The 15,728-nt window shown below is 59.6% G+C and carries 17 protein-coding genes; 7 read left to right on the top strand and 10 right to left on the bottom strand.

The window, feature by feature from the left end:
* The first annotated feature begins 180 nt into the window (after positions 1–180).
* Positions 181–1,623: a pyruvate kinase gene (pyk, locus tag EKL15_RS14760; RefSeq protein ID WP_019452801.1), complete on the top strand. Its 1,443-nt coding sequence runs from the start codon at positions 181–183 to the stop codon at positions 1,621–1,623.
* Positions 1,624–1,708: 85 nt separating this feature from the next.
* Positions 1,709–2,590, top strand: coding sequence for a leucine-rich repeat domain-containing protein (locus EKL15_RS14755; protein ID WP_100395679.1), 882 nt, complete (start codon positions 1,709–1,711; stop codon positions 2,588–2,590).
* Between the two features lie 49 nt (positions 2,591–2,639).
* On the opposite strand, the gene lpxM is transcribed toward EKL15_RS14755, so the two are convergent.
* The 3 genes from lpxM to znuA all read right to left on the bottom strand — a co-directional run bounded on the left by lpxM (position 2,640) and on the right by znuA (position 6,046).
* Positions 2,640–3,608, bottom strand: coding sequence for a lauroyl-Kdo(2)-lipid IV(A) myristoyltransferase (gene lpxM, locus EKL15_RS14750; protein ID WP_015378127.1), 969 nt, complete (start codon positions 3,606–3,608; stop codon positions 2,640–2,642).
* A gap of 149 nt (positions 3,609–3,757) precedes the next feature.
* The gene (gene mepM, locus EKL15_RS14745) at positions 3,758–5,080 is read right to left on the bottom strand and encodes a murein DD-endopeptidase MepM (protein WP_038877136.1); all 1,323 of its coding nucleotides are present in this window, start codon (positions 5,078–5,080) and stop codon (positions 3,758–3,760) included.
* A 21-nt stretch (positions 5,081–5,101) separates the two neighbouring features.
* Entirely contained in the window at positions 5,102–6,046 is a 945-nt protein-coding gene (znuA, locus tag EKL15_RS14740; protein ID WP_060424108.1) for a zinc ABC transporter substrate-binding protein ZnuA, read from the bottom strand.
* A 78-nt stretch (positions 6,047–6,124) separates the two neighbouring features.
* Between znuA and znuC the strand changes: the two genes are divergently transcribed.
* Both znuC and znuB read left to right on the top strand, forming a co-directional pair.
* Entirely contained in the window at positions 6,125–6,883 is a 759-nt protein-coding gene (gene znuC, locus EKL15_RS14735) for a zinc ABC transporter ATP-binding protein ZnuC (RefSeq protein WP_004932357.1), read from the top strand.
* On the top strand, positions 6,880–7,665 hold the full coding sequence (gene znuB / locus EKL15_RS14730; protein ID WP_038877132.1) for a zinc ABC transporter permease subunit ZnuB: 786 nt from the start codon (positions 6,880–6,882) through the stop codon (positions 7,663–7,665). The genes znuC and znuB overlap by 4 nt, the downstream gene beginning before the upstream one ends.
* A gap of 219 nt (positions 7,666–7,884) precedes the next feature.
* Here znuB and ruvB read toward each other — a convergent pair whose 3' ends face one another.
* The 7 genes from ruvB to EKL15_RS14695 form a co-directional block, all read right to left on the bottom strand.
* The gene (gene ruvB, locus EKL15_RS14725) at positions 7,885–8,889 is read right to left on the bottom strand and encodes a Holliday junction branch migration DNA helicase RuvB (RefSeq protein WP_038877130.1); all 1,005 of its coding nucleotides are present in this window, start codon (positions 8,887–8,889) and stop codon (positions 7,885–7,887) included.
* A gap of 19 nt (positions 8,890–8,908) precedes the next feature.
* Complete coding sequence (gene ruvA / locus EKL15_RS14720; protein ID WP_060423916.1) at positions 8,909–9,523, bottom strand: Holliday junction branch migration protein RuvA; 615 nt, start codon at positions 9,521–9,523, stop codon at positions 8,909–8,911.
* A gap of 112 nt (positions 9,524–9,635) precedes the next feature.
* Positions 9,636–10,157, bottom strand: coding sequence for a crossover junction endodeoxyribonuclease RuvC (ruvC, locus tag EKL15_RS14715; protein WP_004932367.1), 522 nt, complete (start codon positions 10,155–10,157; stop codon positions 9,636–9,638).
* Between the two features lie 57 nt (positions 10,158–10,214).
* Positions 10,215–10,958: a YebC/PmpR family DNA-binding transcriptional regulator gene (locus tag EKL15_RS14710; RefSeq protein WP_033647638.1), complete on the bottom strand. Its 744-nt coding sequence runs from the start codon at positions 10,956–10,958 to the stop codon at positions 10,215–10,217.
* A gap of 20 nt (positions 10,959–10,978) precedes the next feature.
* Complete coding sequence (gene nudB / locus EKL15_RS14705; RefSeq protein WP_019452808.1) at positions 10,979–11,425, bottom strand: dihydroneopterin triphosphate diphosphatase; 447 nt, start codon at positions 11,423–11,425, stop codon at positions 10,979–10,981.
* Positions 11,425–13,209 carry an aspartate--tRNA ligase gene (gene aspS / locus EKL15_RS14700; RefSeq protein WP_060423918.1) on the bottom strand — a complete coding sequence of 595 codons (1,785 nt, stop codon included), beginning with the start codon at positions 13,207–13,209 and terminating at the stop codon, positions 11,425–11,427. Before aspS ends, nudB begins: the two co-directional genes overlap by 1 nt.
* A gap of 74 nt (positions 13,210–13,283) precedes the next feature.
* Positions 13,284–13,475: an FmdB family zinc ribbon protein gene (locus tag EKL15_RS14695; RefSeq protein WP_033632845.1), complete on the bottom strand. Its 192-nt coding sequence runs from the start codon at positions 13,473–13,475 to the stop codon at positions 13,284–13,286.
* Positions 13,476–13,728: 253 nt separating this feature from the next.
* Between EKL15_RS14695 and EKL15_RS14690 the strand changes: the two genes are divergently transcribed.
* The 3 genes from EKL15_RS14690 (at position 13,729) to EKL15_RS14680 (ending at position 15,668) form a co-directional block, all read left to right on the top strand.
* Positions 13,729–14,307, top strand: coding sequence for a hydrolase (locus EKL15_RS14690; protein WP_060424110.1), 579 nt, complete (start codon positions 13,729–13,731; stop codon positions 14,305–14,307).
* 47 nt (positions 14,308–14,354) lie between these two features.
* Complete coding sequence (locus EKL15_RS14685) at positions 14,355–15,170, top strand: DUF72 domain-containing protein (RefSeq protein ID WP_100395852.1); 816 nt, start codon at positions 14,355–14,357, stop codon at positions 15,168–15,170.
* A 102-nt stretch (positions 15,171–15,272) separates the two neighbouring features.
* Positions 15,273–15,668, top strand: coding sequence for an MAPEG family protein (locus EKL15_RS14680; RefSeq protein WP_004932387.1), 396 nt, complete (start codon positions 15,273–15,275; stop codon positions 15,666–15,668).
* Positions 15,669–15,728 lie beyond the last annotated feature (60 nt).

Below are 15,728 nucleotides of genomic sequence, written 5' to 3'. Positions count from 1 at the left end.
AAAAAATCGCCGTTCAACAGACATTTGAATGACGGCATCAGAGGCTGTACCCTGTTAATATGCTCATGCGGGTAACCCGGGTGAAATATCAGTGTTGTAAAATTACATTTCACGCCTGGTTTCGTTATCCGACGTTTATCGCAACACCAATATTTGCTTCACCAGTCAACGGAGTAATACATGTCCAGACGGCTCAGAAGAACCAAAATCGTTACCACCCTGGGTCCGGCTACAGACCGCGACAATAATCTGGAAAAGATCATTGCCGCCGGCGCCAACGTAGTTCGGCTTAACTTCTCCCACGGCAGCCCGGAAGACCACCAGGCTCGCGCTGACAAAGTGCGTGAAATCGCCGCCAAACTGGGACGTCACGTCGCTATCCTCGGCGATCTGCAAGGGCCGAAAATCCGCGTATCCACCTTCAAGGAAGGCAAAATCTTCCTCAACGTGGGCGATAAATTCCTGCTGGACGCCAACCTGTCAAAAGGCGAAGGCGATAAAGAAAAAGTCGGTATCGACTATAAAGGCCTGCCTGCCGACGTGGTGCCAGGCGATGTCCTGCTGCTCGACGACGGCCGCGTTCAGCTGAAAGTGCTCGAAGTTCAGGGCATGAAAGTGTTTACCGAAGTCACCGTCGGCGGCCCGCTGTCCAACAACAAGGGCATCAACAAACTCGGCGGTGGCCTGTCGGCCGAAGCGCTGACCGAGAAAGACAAGGCAGACATCGTGACCGCCGCCAAGATTGGCGTCGATTACCTGGCGGTCTCCTTCCCGCGTACCGGTGAAGACCTGAACTATGCTCGCCGCCTGGCGCGCGACGCCGGCTGCAACGCCAAGATCGTGTCCAAGGTTGAGCGCGCCGAAGCGGTCTGCAGCGACGAAGCGATGGACGACATTATTCTGGCCTCCGACGTGGTCATGGTTGCCCGTGGCGACCTCGGCGTTGAAATCGGCGATCCGGAACTGGTCGGCATTCAGAAGAAACTGATCCGCCGTGCCCGTACCCTGAACCGCGCGGTGATCACCGCGACCCAGATGATGGAGTCGATGATCACCAACCCGATGCCGACCCGCGCCGAAGTCATGGACGTGGCCAACGCCGTGCTGGACGGCACCGATGCCGTGATGCTGTCGGCAGAAACCGCCGCCGGCCAATACCCGGCGGAAACCGTGGCGGCGATGGCGCGCGTTTGTTTGGGCGCCGAGAAGATCCCTAGCATCAATGTTTCCAAACACCGTCTGGACGTGCAGTTCGACAACATCGAAGAAGCGATCGCCATGTCTTCGATGTATGCGGCCAACCACCTGAAAGGCGTCACCGCGCTGATCGCCATGACCGAGTCTGGCCGCACCGCGCTGATGATGTCACGCATCAGCTCCGGCCTGCCGATCTTCGCCATGTCGCGTCATGAGCACACGCTGAACCTGACCGCACTGTATCGCGGCGTGACGCCGGTGTATTTCGACAGCCACAAAGACGGCGTGATCGCCGCCAATGAAGCCGTCAATCGCCTGCGCGACAAAGGCTTCCTGGTCTCCGGCGATCTGGTGATCGTCACCCAGGGCGACGTGATGGAAACCGTCGGCACCACCAATACCAGCCGTATCCTGCGCGTCGAGTAATCCACGCCGCAGACGAAATGCCGGCCGGCTCACGTTGGCCGGCATTTTTTTTGCCCTGACACCGCCATAAAAGACGGAGAACGCCATGCTCCACCAACACACTCCCGCAGCGAGCGATGATGAGCTCGATCTCGACGGCCACGGCCTGACGCAGCTCGACGAGTCGCCGTTAGCCGGCCACGCGCTGCGCAAGATTAGCCTGTACGACAATCAGCTGACGGCCTTCCCCGCCTCGATCTTCCGGCACCGAAATCTGCGGGTGCTGAATATCTCCTGTAATCAGCTCGACCGTCTGCCGCCGGAGATTGGCCAGCTGCAACAGCTCGAGATGTTCGATTTTGGCCACAATCGCGCAAGCGAACTCCCCGAAGAACTGGGGCAGCTGCATCGGTTGAAATACCTCTATCTGAGCGATAACGGCTTTAGCGATCTGCCGCGCTCGCTGGCGCAGCTGCAGCAACTCATCTATCTCAATGCGACCGACAACCGCCTGGCCGTTTTGCCTCAGGCGATACCGAGGCTTGCGGCATTGCAAGAGCTGCGTTTATACAACAATCGCATCGGCAGCCTACCCGCCGAAATCGGGCAACTGCGCGCGCTGCGCGAACTGCATATCATGAAAAATGTCCTGACCACACTGCCGGCGGAAATGGCTCAGCTCGGTGAGCTGGAGATACTCGATGCGGCTAACAATGCCATCGCCGAGCTGCCGCAGGCCTTCTGTCGGCTGCCGCGGTTGAGCGAGCTGAACTTGCGCTTCAATCAGCTGACTCACCTGCCGGAAAATATCGGCGAGCTGACGGCGCTGAGAAGTCTGGACCTGCGCGCCAACCGCCTGAGCGACCTGCCGGAAAGCCTCGGCGAACTGAGCCGCCTGCGCAAGCTGGACCTGCGCTGGAATGATTTCACCCGCACGCCTAAAGTCGTCGACATCCTGCGGGCTCGCGGCTGTATGGTGCACATCTGAAGAGACGCCGGCCGGGTTGTGGCCCGGCCGGCGTTAGCGGGAGACAGGATTAACGATACAGATCGTCGCGCGAGTAAGGTTCAATCTCCCCTTCCTTGCGCGTCTTCAGCAGTTTGAGGATCCAGGTGTACTGCTCCGGGTTCGGGCCCACCAGATTTTCCACCTCTTCGTTCATGCGGCGGGCAATGCGCGGATCGTCGGCTTCGGCCAGGTCATCCATCGGCTCGCGGATATAAATGTCCAGCATGCTGGTTTTGCCGTCGTACACCGGGAATAAAGGCACGATCGCCGCACGACACACTTTCATCAACCGGCCTACCGCCGGCAGCGTCGCCTTATAGGTCGCGAAGAAATCGACGAACTCGCTGTGCTCCGCGCCATGATCCTGATCGGGCAGGTAGTAGCCCCAATACCCCTGCCGCACCGAACTGATAAACGGTTTGATGCCGTCGTTGCGCGCGTGCATGCGGCCACCGAATTTACGCCGCACGGCATTCCACAGGTAGTCGATCAGCTGATTACGCTGATTGTGGAACATCGCGGCCATCGGTTGGCCGCGCGCGGCCATCAGCATCGCCGGCACATCCACTGCCCAGCCGTGAGGCACCAGGAAAATGACGTTGCGCCCTTCCGCCCGGATCTTGTCCAGCACCTCTTCACCGTGCCAACGCACGCGCTTGAGCACTTTCTCCGGCTTGGTGCAGGCCAGTTCCGCCATCAGCACCATCGACTGCGGCGCGCAGGCGAACATCTGGTCGATGATGTGCTCACGTTCGCTTTCCGGCAGCTCCGGCAAGCAATAAAGCAAATTGATGCGGGCACGACGGCGTGCGCCCTTCGCCAGCTTGCCGGCCAGTTTGCCGACCGCCCCCAGCACCGGATCGCGCAGGCGCGCAGGCACCAGCGAAATGCCGGCCATCAGGCCGGTTCCCAACCACACGCCCCAGTAGCGCGGATATAAAAAGGCTTTCTGAAACTGCGGGATGAACTCTACGTTCGATTTCTTCTCGTTTTGCATGCACATGCTCTTCGCTTAGCGATTCGGCTAATCATAATTGCCATCACCGATTTTGCAATTAACAACCGCGAACCGCCCAGATAAAACAGCATCGGCCCGCAATCAGGCCGATGAAATTGACGGCGCCGAAGCGCCGAAAAAAGGGGGTATTAATCCAGCTGCAGCTGAGGAACCACTTCCTTCACCTGCGCCAGATAATCGCTGCGGTCTTTGCCGCTCAGCCCTTCGGAACGCGGCAACTTGGCCGTCAGCGGGTTCACCGCCTGTTGGCCGGTCCACAGTTCAAAGTGCAGGTGCGGCCCGGTGGAGCGCCCGGTGTTGCCGGAAAGCGCAATGCGATCGCCGCGTTTCACCTTCTGGCCCGGTTTCACCAGCAGTTTTTTCAGGTGCATATAGCGCGTGGTGTACTGGCGACCGTGGCGGATCGCCACATAGTTGCCCGCCGCGCCGCTGCGTTTGGCGATCACCACCTCACCGTCGCCGACCGCCAGCACCGGCGTGCCGACCGGCATGGCGAAATCGACGCCCTTGTGCGGCGCCACGCGGCCGGTCACCGGGTTCACGCGACGCGGGTTGAAGTTGGAGGAGATGCGGAACTGTTTCATGGTCGGGAAACGCATGAAGCCGCGCGCCAGGCCAGAGCCCTGGCGATCGTAGAATTTGCCGTCTTCGGCGCGGATCGCATAGTAATCTTTGCCGCCGGTGCGCAGACGCACGCCCAACAGCTGGCTTTGCGATTTCTTACCGTCGAAATGCTCGCGCGACATCAGCACGGAGAACTGGTCGCCTTTGCGCAACTTGCGGAAATCGAGCTGCCACTGCAGCGCCTTGATCACCGCATTTATTTCGTTACGGCTCAGCCCGGCGTCGCCGGCGCTGCTGACGAAGCTGCCGTTGACCCGGCCGCTGATCACGTTGTTGCGCCATTCACCCTGCTGCGCCTCTTTCGACTCTTTGAAGCTATTGCCGACGCGGTCATAGGTGCGGGTTTCGCGGCGGGAAACTTCCCAGGTCAACTGCTGCAGATCGCCCGCATCATTGACGGTCCACGACAGCTGTTGGCCGATCTTCAGATTACGCAGATCGCGGTTTTGCGAAGCCAGCAAGGTGACATCCGACATATCGATGCCGTACTGCGTCAGAATGCTGCCGAGGGTGTCGCCGGTGGAAACCACATATTCATGCACGCCATCGTCGCCGGCATCTTTTTGATCCAGCTCATCCTGCGGGATTTCGTCATCGGGGGTGGGTTGGTCGGCATCAATCGGTTCACTGGCTTCGGGGAGCAATGACCGCATCTGGCTGGATTCTAACTCGACGCTCTTGGCAATGGGGTTGTGTTCTGGGTGGTAAACAAAAGGCCGCCAAACAGCGACGGCCAATGTGACGACTGTCAGCGACCCCAGCATGACGCGGTGGGGCCGTGGCAGGTTGTTATACGCCAGAGCGATAGTTCGGACTATCTGCTGCACTCGATATTATCCTCATAAGCTTTACTTCAGGCAGCTCACGTACTGGTTTGACAGCTGAGTCAGGAATTTCCCGTAGCTGTCCTTCCCCAGCGCGATGCCGATGCCCAGCGGGTCCAGCGTTCCGGAACGCACTTTGGTACCCTTGGCGACGGCATTGATTACGGCCGGCCTGAATTGTGGCTCAGCAAAAACGCATACCGCTTTCTGCTCAACCAACTGTGTTCGAATTTGGTGTAGGCGCTGTGCTCCAGGCTGAATTTCGGGATTGACGGTGAAATGGCCCAGCGGACTCAAACCGTAGTGTTTCTCAAAGTAGCCGTAAGCATCATGAAAAACAAAATAACCCTTACCTTGCACAGGCGTAAGCATGTTACCAACATTTTTGTCAGTTTGCGTCAGCAGATTCTCGAACTGGCGCAGGTTTGCGTCTAATTTGTCCTTATTTTGCGGCATAAGTTCCAACAATCTGTCGTGAATCGCGATCGCGGTCACTTTTGCTATCTCCGGCGACAGCCAAACGTGCATATTGTACTCGCCGTGATGATGCCCATGATCGTCATCGGCATGGTTATGCGCTTCGCCTGCATGATCATGATCGTCGTCATCTTCGCCTTTCATCAGCAACGGCTTCACCGCCGGCAGTTCGCTGATGGCCAGTTTGCGGGTTGCCGAGATCGGCACCAGCGCCTTGTTCAGGAACGCCTCCATGTCCGGCCCAACCCACAGCACCAGGTCCGCAGAGCGCAAACGCTGGATATCGGAAGGGCGCAGCGCAAAATCGTGCGGTGAAGCGCCGTCCGGCAGCAACACCTCGGTCGGCGTCACGCCGTCGGCGATCGCCGATGCGATAAAGCCTAGCGGACGAATCGAGGTCACCACCGCAGCGGAAGCGCTGCTCAGCGGGCCGGCCATCAACAGTGCGCTGGCCAGCAGCGTGCGCTGCAGCCATTTATTTTTCTTTGCCATCATCAGTAATCCCATCGTTTTCATCAACAAGGCGTGATATTATAACATTCGCTTCGTTCTGCAACCTGTAATCTCGAGATGTCTACACTGATAACGCTAAAAAATATCTCCGTCGCCTTCGGCAGCCGCAAGGTGCTGTCGAACATTTCCCTCAGCCTGCAACCCGGCCGTATTCTCACGCTGCTGGGCCCGAACGGCGCGGGCAAGTCTACGTTGGTGCGCGTGGTGCTGGGATTGGTCAAACCGACCGCCGGCACGCTGGAGCGTGAGCCCGATCTGCGCATTGGCTACGTGCCGCAAAAGCTGCACCTCGACGCCACCCTGCCGTTGACCGTCAGCCGCTTTATGCGTCTCAAGCCCGGCGTAAAGAAAGCCGACATTCTGCCGGCGCTCAAGCGCGTGCACGCCGCTCACCTGCTCGACCAGCCGATGCAAAAGCTCTCCGGCGGTGAAAACCAACGCGTGCTGCTGGCGCGAGCGCTGCTGAACAAACCGCAACTGCTGGTGCTGGACGAACCCACGCAAGGGGTGGACGTCAACGGCCAGCTGGCGCTGTACGATCTCATCGATCAGCTGCGTAAAGAGCTGGGCTGCGCCGTGCTGATGGTCTCGCACGATCTGCATCTGGTGATGGCGAAAACCGACGAGGTCTTGTGCCTCAATCAGCACATCTGCTGCTCCGGGGCACCGGAGGTGGTGTCGATGCATCCCGAATTCATCGCCATGTTCGGCAACCGCGGCGCAGAGCAACTGGCGGTGTATCGCCACCATCACAACCACCGTCACGACCTGCAGGGAAGAATTGTCTTGAAGAAAACCGGGAGCCGCGAAGCATGATTGAACTGTTACTTCCCGGCTGGCTGGCTGGCGTGTTGTTGGCTGGCGCCGCCGGGCCGCTGGGTTCCTTCGTGGTCTGGCGTCGCATGTCCTACTTTGGCGATACCCTGGCGCACGCCTCGCTGCTCGGCGTCGCCTTTGGTCTGCTGCTGGACATCAATCCCTTCTATGCGGTGATCGCCATTACGCTGCTGCTGGCTCTGGCCCTGGTGTGGCTGGAACGCCGCCCGCAGCTTTCAGTGGATACCCTGCTCGGCATTCTGGCCCACAGCGCCCTGTCGCTCGGGCTGGTGGTGGTGGCGTTGATGTCTAACGTGCGGGTCGATCTGATGGCCTACCTGTTCGGCGATCTGCTGTCGGTCACGCTGAGCGATATCCTGATGATCGCCGGCGGCGTCGCCGTGGTGCTGCTGGTGCTATGGTGGCAGTGGCGCGATCTGCTGTCGATGACCATCAGCCCGGAGCTGGCGCACGTCGACGGCGTTAACCTGGTGCGCGCACGCACCGTATTGATGCTGGTCACCGCCTTGACCATCGGTCTGGCGATGAAATTCGTCGGCGCGCTGATCATCACCTCACTGCTGATCATTCCGGCCGCCACCGCTCGCCGCTTCGCGCGCACGCCGGAACAGATGGCCGGCGTCGCGGTACTGCTCGGCATGGTGGCCGTCACCGGCGGCCTGACCTTCTCGGCGTTTTACGATACGCCGGCCGGCCCTTCGGTGGTGCTCTGCGCCGCCGTGCTGTTCACGCTGAGCCTGTTCAAAAAACAGCAGGCCTGATTAAAACCGGGATATGACAAGGGCCGCTGATGCGGCCCTTTCTACTGCTGACAGAGGAGGAAAAAACGCGGTTTTTCCTCCTCTGTGGTGAGCAGCCGAAAATCAATGAATTGATTTTCCTTTTTTATGTGCGCCTTCTATAGACCCGGTAACGTCATCAAGTTCAACATTAACGTCAAGGGCCGCAGATGCGGCCCTTTTTTATGACGGGTGGAAAACTTATGCTTCGCGCTCGAGCCCGAAGTGCCGGTAGGCATGCTGCGTCGCCAGGCGGCCGCGCGGCGTGCGCTGGATAAAGCCCTGCTGGATCAGGAACGGCTCGATCACGTCCTCAATGGTTTCGCGCTCTTCGCCGATCGCCGCCGCCAGGTTGTCCAGCCCGACCGGACCACCGGTGAACTTGTCGATAATCGCCAGCAGCAGTTTGCGATCCATATAGTCGAAGCCTTCGGCATCGACGTTGAGCATATCGAGCGCCTGCGCCGCCACCGAACCACTGATCACCCCGTTGGCGCGCACTTCAGCGAAGTCGCGCACCCGGCGCAACAGGCGGTTGGCGATACGTGGCGTCCCCCGCGCCCGGCGGGCCACTTCATGGGCACCCTCGTCGGACAGTTCCAACCCCAGGCACCCGGCGCTGCGCGAGACGATGTGCTGCAAATCCGCCACCTGATAAAACTCCAGCCGCTGGACAATGCCGAAGCGATCGCGCAGCGGCGAGGTCAGTGAGCCGGCGCGGGTGGTGGCACCCACCAGCGTGAACGGCGGCAAATCGAGCTTAATCGAACGCGCCGCCGGCCCTTCGCCGATCATGATATCCAGCTGGTAGTCTTCCATCGCCGGATACAGCACTTCTTCCACCACCGGTGACAAGCGGTGAATTTCGTCGATGAACAAGACGTCGTGCGGTTCGAGGTTGGTCAGCATCGCCGCCAAATCGCCCGCCTTCTCCAGCACCGGGCCGGAAGTGGTGCGCAAATTCACGCCCATTTCGTTGGCCACGATGTTGGCCAGGGTGGTTTTCCCCAACCCTGGCGGGCCAAAGATCAGCAGATGGTCGAGCGCGTCGCCGCGCTGCTTGGCCGCCTGAATGAAGATCTCCATCTGCTCGCGCACGTGCGGCTGGCCGACGTATTCGGTCAGCAGCTTGGGACGAATGGCGCGATCGAGGATCTCTTCTTCGTTGATCGGTTCGGCGGAAATCAGGCGATCGGCTTCAATCATTATCTACCCCTTTTCGGCCTTACAGGGCGGCGCGCAGCGCGTCGCGGATCAGGGTTTCGCAGTCGGCGCCCGGCTTGGCAATCTTGCTGACCATGCGGCTGGCTTCCTGCGGCTTATAGCCCAGCGCCACCAGCGCCGAAACGGCCTCGGCTTCCGCGTCCACATCCGGCGCTTTGTCGGTGGCAGACGGCAGGCTGATCTCGCTGCTGCTGTTGAACAGGTCGCCGTTAAGCCCTTTGAAACGGTCTTTCATCTCTACCACCAGGCGCTCGGCGGTTTTTTTGCCCACGCCCGGCAGCTTGACCAGTGCAGTGATCTCTTCGCGCTCCACCGCGCTGACGAACTGCTGCGCGGACATGCCCGACAGGATCGCCAGCGCCAGCTTCGGCCCAACGCCGTTGACCTTGATCAGCTCGCGGAACAGCGCGCGCTCCTGCTTGTCGTTGAAACCGTACAGCAGCTGCGCGTCTTCACGCACCACGAAGTGGGTAAACACGATGGCCTCTTGCCCCAGTTCCGGCAGCTCGTAAAAGCAGGTCATCGGCATGTGTACCTCATAGCCCACGCCGTTCGCCTCCAGTAACACCAGCGGCGGCTGCTTTTCCAGAATATTTCCTCTGAGACGACCTATCATTTACCCTCCTGCAGAATGACCGGGCATGGCGCCCTGCCATGCCGTTGCTGGTAAAGCTTATAACATAAAAAAGGCTGGATGAATATCCAGCCTGAGCAATCATCGCTTTGCGTCAGCGCAAACGCCCGCGCGCCAGGTTCAACCGCCCTTCGCTCATCCGCAGCACGTTCTGGCTGAGGTGGCAGTGGGTAATGGCGATGGCCAGGGCATCGGCGGCGTCCGCCTGCGGGTTGGCCGAGAGTTTGAGCAGCGAGCGCACCATGTGCTGTACCTGCGCCTTTTCGGCCGCGCCGGTGCCGACCACGGTCTGTTTGACCTGCCGCGCCGCATACTCGAACACTTCCAGATTCTGATTCACCGCCGCCACGATCGCGACGCCGCGCGCCTGGCCGAGCTTGAGCGCCGAATCCGGGTTCTTGGCCATAAACACCTGTTCGATGGCGAAGAAATCGGGCTGAAACTGGGTGATGATCTCACTGACGCCGGCGTAAATCAGCTTCAGCCGCGTCGGCATGTCGTCCACCACCGTGCGGATGCAGCCGCTGGCGATATAGCTCAACTGACGCCCCTGCTGGCGGATAAGGCCATAGCCGGTGACGCGTGAGCCGGGATCGATACCGAGTATGATCGCCATATCTACATCCACCTTGCATGCACGGCGCCGCCGAACGGCGGCGCCCGTTTTACCGGATTACAGCGTCGCCGCCACTTCGTCGGAGATTTCACCGTTATGGTAAACTTCCTGCACGTCGTCGCAGTCTTCCAGCATATCGATCAGGCGCAACAGCTTAGGCGCGGTTTCCGCGTCCATGTCGGCCTTGGTCGATGGGATCATCGACACTTCCGCCGCTTCGGCTTCGAAGCCCGCCGCGGTCAGCGCGTCTTTCACCGCGCCCAGGCTTTCCCAGGCGGTGAACACGTCGATCGCGCCATCGTCATAGGTCACGATGTCTTCCGCACCGGCTTCCAGCGCCGCTTCCATCACGGTGTCTTCATCCAGGCCCGGTGCGTAGGTGATCACGCCCTTCTTGGTGAACAGGTAAGCCACGGAACCGTCGGTGCCGAGGTTGCCGCCGCATTTGGTGAAGGCGTGGCGCACTTCCGCCACGGTGCGGTTGCGGTTGTCGCTCAGGCATTCGATCATGACGGCGGTGCCGCCAGGGCCGTAACCTTCATAGATGATGGTTTCCATGTTGGTATCATCATCGCCGCCCACCCCGCGCGCGATGGCACGGTTCATGGTGTCGCGCGTCATGTTGTTCGACAGCGCCTTGTCCATCGCCGCGCGCAGACGCGGGTTGGAATCCGGATCGCCGCCGCCCAGCTTGGCGGCCGTGACCAGCTCACGAATAATCTTGGTGAAAATTTTACCGCGCTTGGCGTCCTGCGCCGCTTTACGGTGCTTTGTGTTGGCCCACTTACTATGACCTGCCATAAAAAAATCTCCGAAAAAAACTACTGGACTGAATTGATCACGAACTCTTCAATCGCCTGCTGATTGCTCCATGACTTGGTTAACTTCACGGCCTCGGCCGCCTCAAGCCATTGGTAAGCGTGATGCTCGGTAATCACCGGATCGCGCTCCTCGGGCAACGCCAGACAGAACCAGTGCTCTTTATTGCGCGTGGTTCCCGGCGCATAGCGATGTCGCAAATGGACAAAGAGTTCAAACTCCACGCAGCGCTGGCAATCGAACAACGGCAGGTGCTCTGCTTCGATATCGATGCCGACTTCTTCCATGACTTCACGCTGCGCGGCATGCGGCGGCGACTCATCCTGTTCCAGGCTGCCGGTGACCGACTGCCAGAACTCGGTATCGTCGCGCCGCTGTAACATCAGCACCCGACCACTGGATTTCGCGTAAATCACTACCAGGATAGATTCAGGGCGCTTGTAACTCATCACTCGCTCTCTTGTTCCGCACCGGCTTTCTTTACCACGCTGATCGCCAGCTCCTGCAGCGACGCCGGGTTGGCGAAGCTCGGTGCGTCGGTCATCAGACAGGCCGCCGCGGTGGTTTTCGGGAAAGCGATGACGTCGCGGATGTTGTCGGTGCCGGTCAGCAGCATCACCAGACGATCCAGGCCGAAGGCCAGGCCCGCGTGCGGCGGCGTACCATACTTCAACGCGTCCAGCAGGAAGCCGAACTTCTCGCGCTGTTCGTGTTCATTGATGCCCAGGATACTGAACACCGTTTGCTGCATTTCGCTGCGGTGAATACGCACCGAACCGCCGCCCACTTCGTAACCGTTGATCACCATGTCATAGGCGTTGGCGATGGCGTTGACCGGCGCTGCCGCCAGCTCTTCCGGGCTCATGTCGCGCGGCGAAGTGAACGGGTGGTGCATGGCCGCCAGGCCGCCCTCTTCGTCTTCTTCGAACATCGGGAAGTCAACCACCCACAGCGGCGCCCAGCTGTCGAGTTGGGTCAGCGCCAGATCGCGACCCAGCTTCAGACGCAGCGCGCCCATCGCATCGGTGACAATCTTGAAGCTGTCGGCGCCGAAGAACAGGATATCGCCGGTCTGCGCATCGGTGCGCGCCAGGACCGCTTCCAGCACGTCCGCGCTGAGGAATTTGGCGATCGGGCTCTGCACGCCTTCCATGCCGGCGGCGCGGTCGTTGACTTTCAGCCACGCCAGGCCTTTGGCGCCGTAGATGTTGACGAAAGCGCCGTACTCGTCGATCTGCTTGCGGGTCAGCTGTGCGCCGCCCGGTACGCGGATCGCCGCCACGCGGCCTTTGGCGTCGTTGGCCGGGCCGGAGAAGACTTTAAACTCGACGTCTTTGACCAGGTCAGCCACGTCCACCAGCTCCAGCGGGTTACGCAGGTCCGGCTTGTCGGAGCCAAAGCGACGCATCGCTTCGGCGAAGGTCATGACCGGGAAATCGCCCAGATCCACGCCCTTCACGTCCAGCCACAGCTCGCGCGCCAGTTTCTCCATCACTTCACGTACCTGATCGGCGGTCATGAAGGAGGTTTCGACGTCGATCTGGGTGAATTCAGGCTGACGGTCCGCACGCAGGTCTTCGTCACGGAAGCATTTGACGATCTGGTAGTAACGATCGAAGCCGGACATCATCAGCAGCTGTTTGAACAGCTGTGGGGACTGCGGCAGCGCGTAGAATTTGCCCTTGTGCACGCGGCTCGGCACCAGGTAATCGCGGGCACCTTCCGGCGTCGCCTTGGTCAGCATCGGCGTTTCGATATCGAGGAAGCCGTGGCTGTCCATGAAGCGGCGAACGAAGCTGGTGATTTTGGCGCGGGTCTTCAGACGCTCGGCCATTTCCGGGCGACGCAGATCCAGGTAGCGGTATTTCAGGCGCGCTTCTTCACTGTTGACCTGGTTGGAGTCCAGCGGCAGCGGCTCGGAGCGGTTGATGATTTCCAGCGCGTGGGCGAACACTTCCACTTCGCCGGTGGCCATATCTTTATTGATCTGGCTGTCCGGACGCGCACGCACGGTGCCGACGATCTGGATGCAGAACTCATTGCGCAGGTCGTAGGCCTTGTCGAACGCCACTTTCTGGTCCGGATCGAAGAACACCTGCACGATGCCTTCGCGGTCGCGCATATCAATAAAGATCAGGCCGCCGAGATCGCGACGACGATTGACCCAACCACACAGAGTGACTTCCTGGCCCACGTGGGACAGATTCAACTGCCCGCAATATTCAGTACGCATACGCTATCCTTTTACACAGCCGATGCCGCGCCGGGCTACTGCGCCCCTGTCGCGCGGCTGTTATCTGATAAATTCTACTTGTTACCCGGTTTAAAATCCGTCGCATACCAGCCGGTACCCTTAAGCTGGAAACCGGAGGACGAGATCAACTTGGTCAACGCGGGCTGCCCACACGCCGGGCAGTCTGCCAGCGGCGCATCGGAAAATTTTTGCAATTTCTCTAACCGATGGTTGCAAGCACCACATGCATATTCATAAATCGGCATAGGTCGTTGGATTAAAGAGTGTTGAAAAAAGGGAGTCATTATAAAGGAAATTCATCCGCCCGATAAGTGCGAACACAGCATTGTTACTGCACTAAATGGCGCGTTTTCGTTCGAATCAACACATCGATTAACAAATTTCCCATTAACCTGCGACAGTTTTTTCACGTAGCCTGATTCTCCCCCGGTTTGCGCCGTACGCTGCTCGCCTGGCGCGCCGAACAGTTTTTATCCACTTCGCAACGAGATGAAATCCATGCTGAAACTTGACGCCCAAACCACCGCTCTGGTGCTGATCGATTTGCAAAACGGCATTCTGCCCTACGCCGGCGGCCCGCACAGCGCCGACCAGGTAGTGGCGAACGCCGCCCTGCTGGCCGCGCGTTTTCGTCTGCTGGGCGCGCCGGTGCTGCTGGTGCGCGTCGGCTGGTCCGACACCTTCGCCGAAGCGCTGAAACAGCCGGTGGACAAACCGGCTCCCGCGCCCGCCGGCGGCTTGCCGGTCAGTTGGTGGGAGTTCCCCGCACCGCTGGCGGTCAATGACAGCGATATTCTGGTCACCAAACGCCAATGGGGCGCCTTCTACGGCACCGATCTGGATTTACAGCTGCGCCGCCGCGGCATCAAATCCGTGGTGCTGGGCGGCATCTCCACCAATATTGGCGTAGAGTCCACCGCGCGCGCCGCCTGGGAACACGGCTATGAACTGGTGATCGCCGAAGACGTCTGCAGCGCGCAGAACGCGGAAATGCACCGCTTCGCGTTCGAACACATCTTCCCACGTCTGGCGCGGGTGCGCGACACCGGCGAAATTCTTGCCGCGCTCGAGCGGTAACGTTAAGTTGTAGCCTGATGATCTCAGTAAAGGAAGACGACGCCGTGATCTACATCGGATTGCCGCAGTGGCAACATGCGGCCTGGAACCGCATCGGGCTGCGTGACTTGGCGGATTACAGCCGCTACTTCAACTGCGTGGAGGGTAACACCACCTTCTACGCGCTGCCGAAGCTGGAAATCGTGCAGCGCTGGCGCGACATGACCGGCGACGATTTTCGCTTCTGCTTCAAATTCCCGTCAGACATCAGCCACAAGGCTGCCCTGCGTAACTGCGCCGCCGAGCTGCAGGCGTTTTACCACTGCCTGAGCCCGGTGCATCAGCGCATCGGCCAACTGTGGCTGCAGTTGCCCGCCGCCTTCGGCCCTGACGAGCTGCCGCGCATGTGGCAATTCTTCGAAAGCCTGCCGAAGGAATTCACCTACGGTGTTGAAGTGCGTCATCCGGCGTTTTTCGCCAAGGGCGAGGCAGAGCGTGCGCTGAATCAGGGGTTGCACCAGCGCGGCATCAATCGGGTGATCCTCGACAGCCGCCCGGTGCATCACGCCGCCCCCCATACCGCCGCCGTGCGCGATGCGCAGCAGAAAAAACCGAAGCTGCCGGTGCATGCCCTGGTCACCGCCGACCAGCCGCTGGTGCGCTTTATCGGCGGCGATCAGCTGGCCGACAACCTGCGCTGGTTCGAAGCCTGGCAGCAAAAACTGCCGCTGTGGCAGCAACAGCATCAGCCTTATCTGTTTATTCATACGCCGGACAACGGCGATTCGCCCCAGCAGGCGCAAAAAATTTGGCAGCAGCTACGCCTGGCGATCCCCGATTTGCCTGCGCCGCCGGACTGGCCGGAACAGGATGCACTGTTTTGACCTATTAATCTGACCAATAACATCAAATATTTCCCCGCGACAGTGAATACAATGACGGCTATGATGCTGGCTGCCAGTTTTGGTTAGGGAACGGAGTTAAAAATGGTAAGCGCGCTTTATGTGGTGCTCGGCGCATTGTTGTTGATCAAACTCTCTTATGACGTAGTCAGATTAAGGATGCAGTACCGCGTAGCCTACGGCGACGGCGGTTTCTACGAATTGCAGACCGCCATCCGCGTGCATGGCAACGCCGTTGAATACATTCCGATCGCTGCCGTATTGCTGGTGATCATGGAGATGAACGGCGCGGAAATTTGGATGATTCACCTCTGCGGCCTGATGCTGATGGCCGGGCGGCTGGTGCATTACTACGGTTTGCGCAACCGCGAGGTTCGCTGGCGCCGTTCAGGCATGGCCGCGACCTATATCTCTTTGCTGTTGATGGTTCTGGCAAATATTTTCTATCTGCCCTGGGATCTGATTTTTAGCCTGCATTGATCCCGTTTTATCATCAGGCGGCCGCGCCGCCTGCTTCCGCTCCGCTTTTTTACGCTTTTC

It is taken from the genome of Serratia sp. 4542 (genome assembly GCF_016805595.1).
GTDB classification, from domain to species: Bacteria; Pseudomonadota; Gammaproteobacteria; order Enterobacterales; family Enterobacteriaceae; genus Serratia; species Serratia nevei.
Note: the sequence above shows the minus strand (reverse complement) of the source record. Positions and strands in the feature narration are given on the sequence as shown.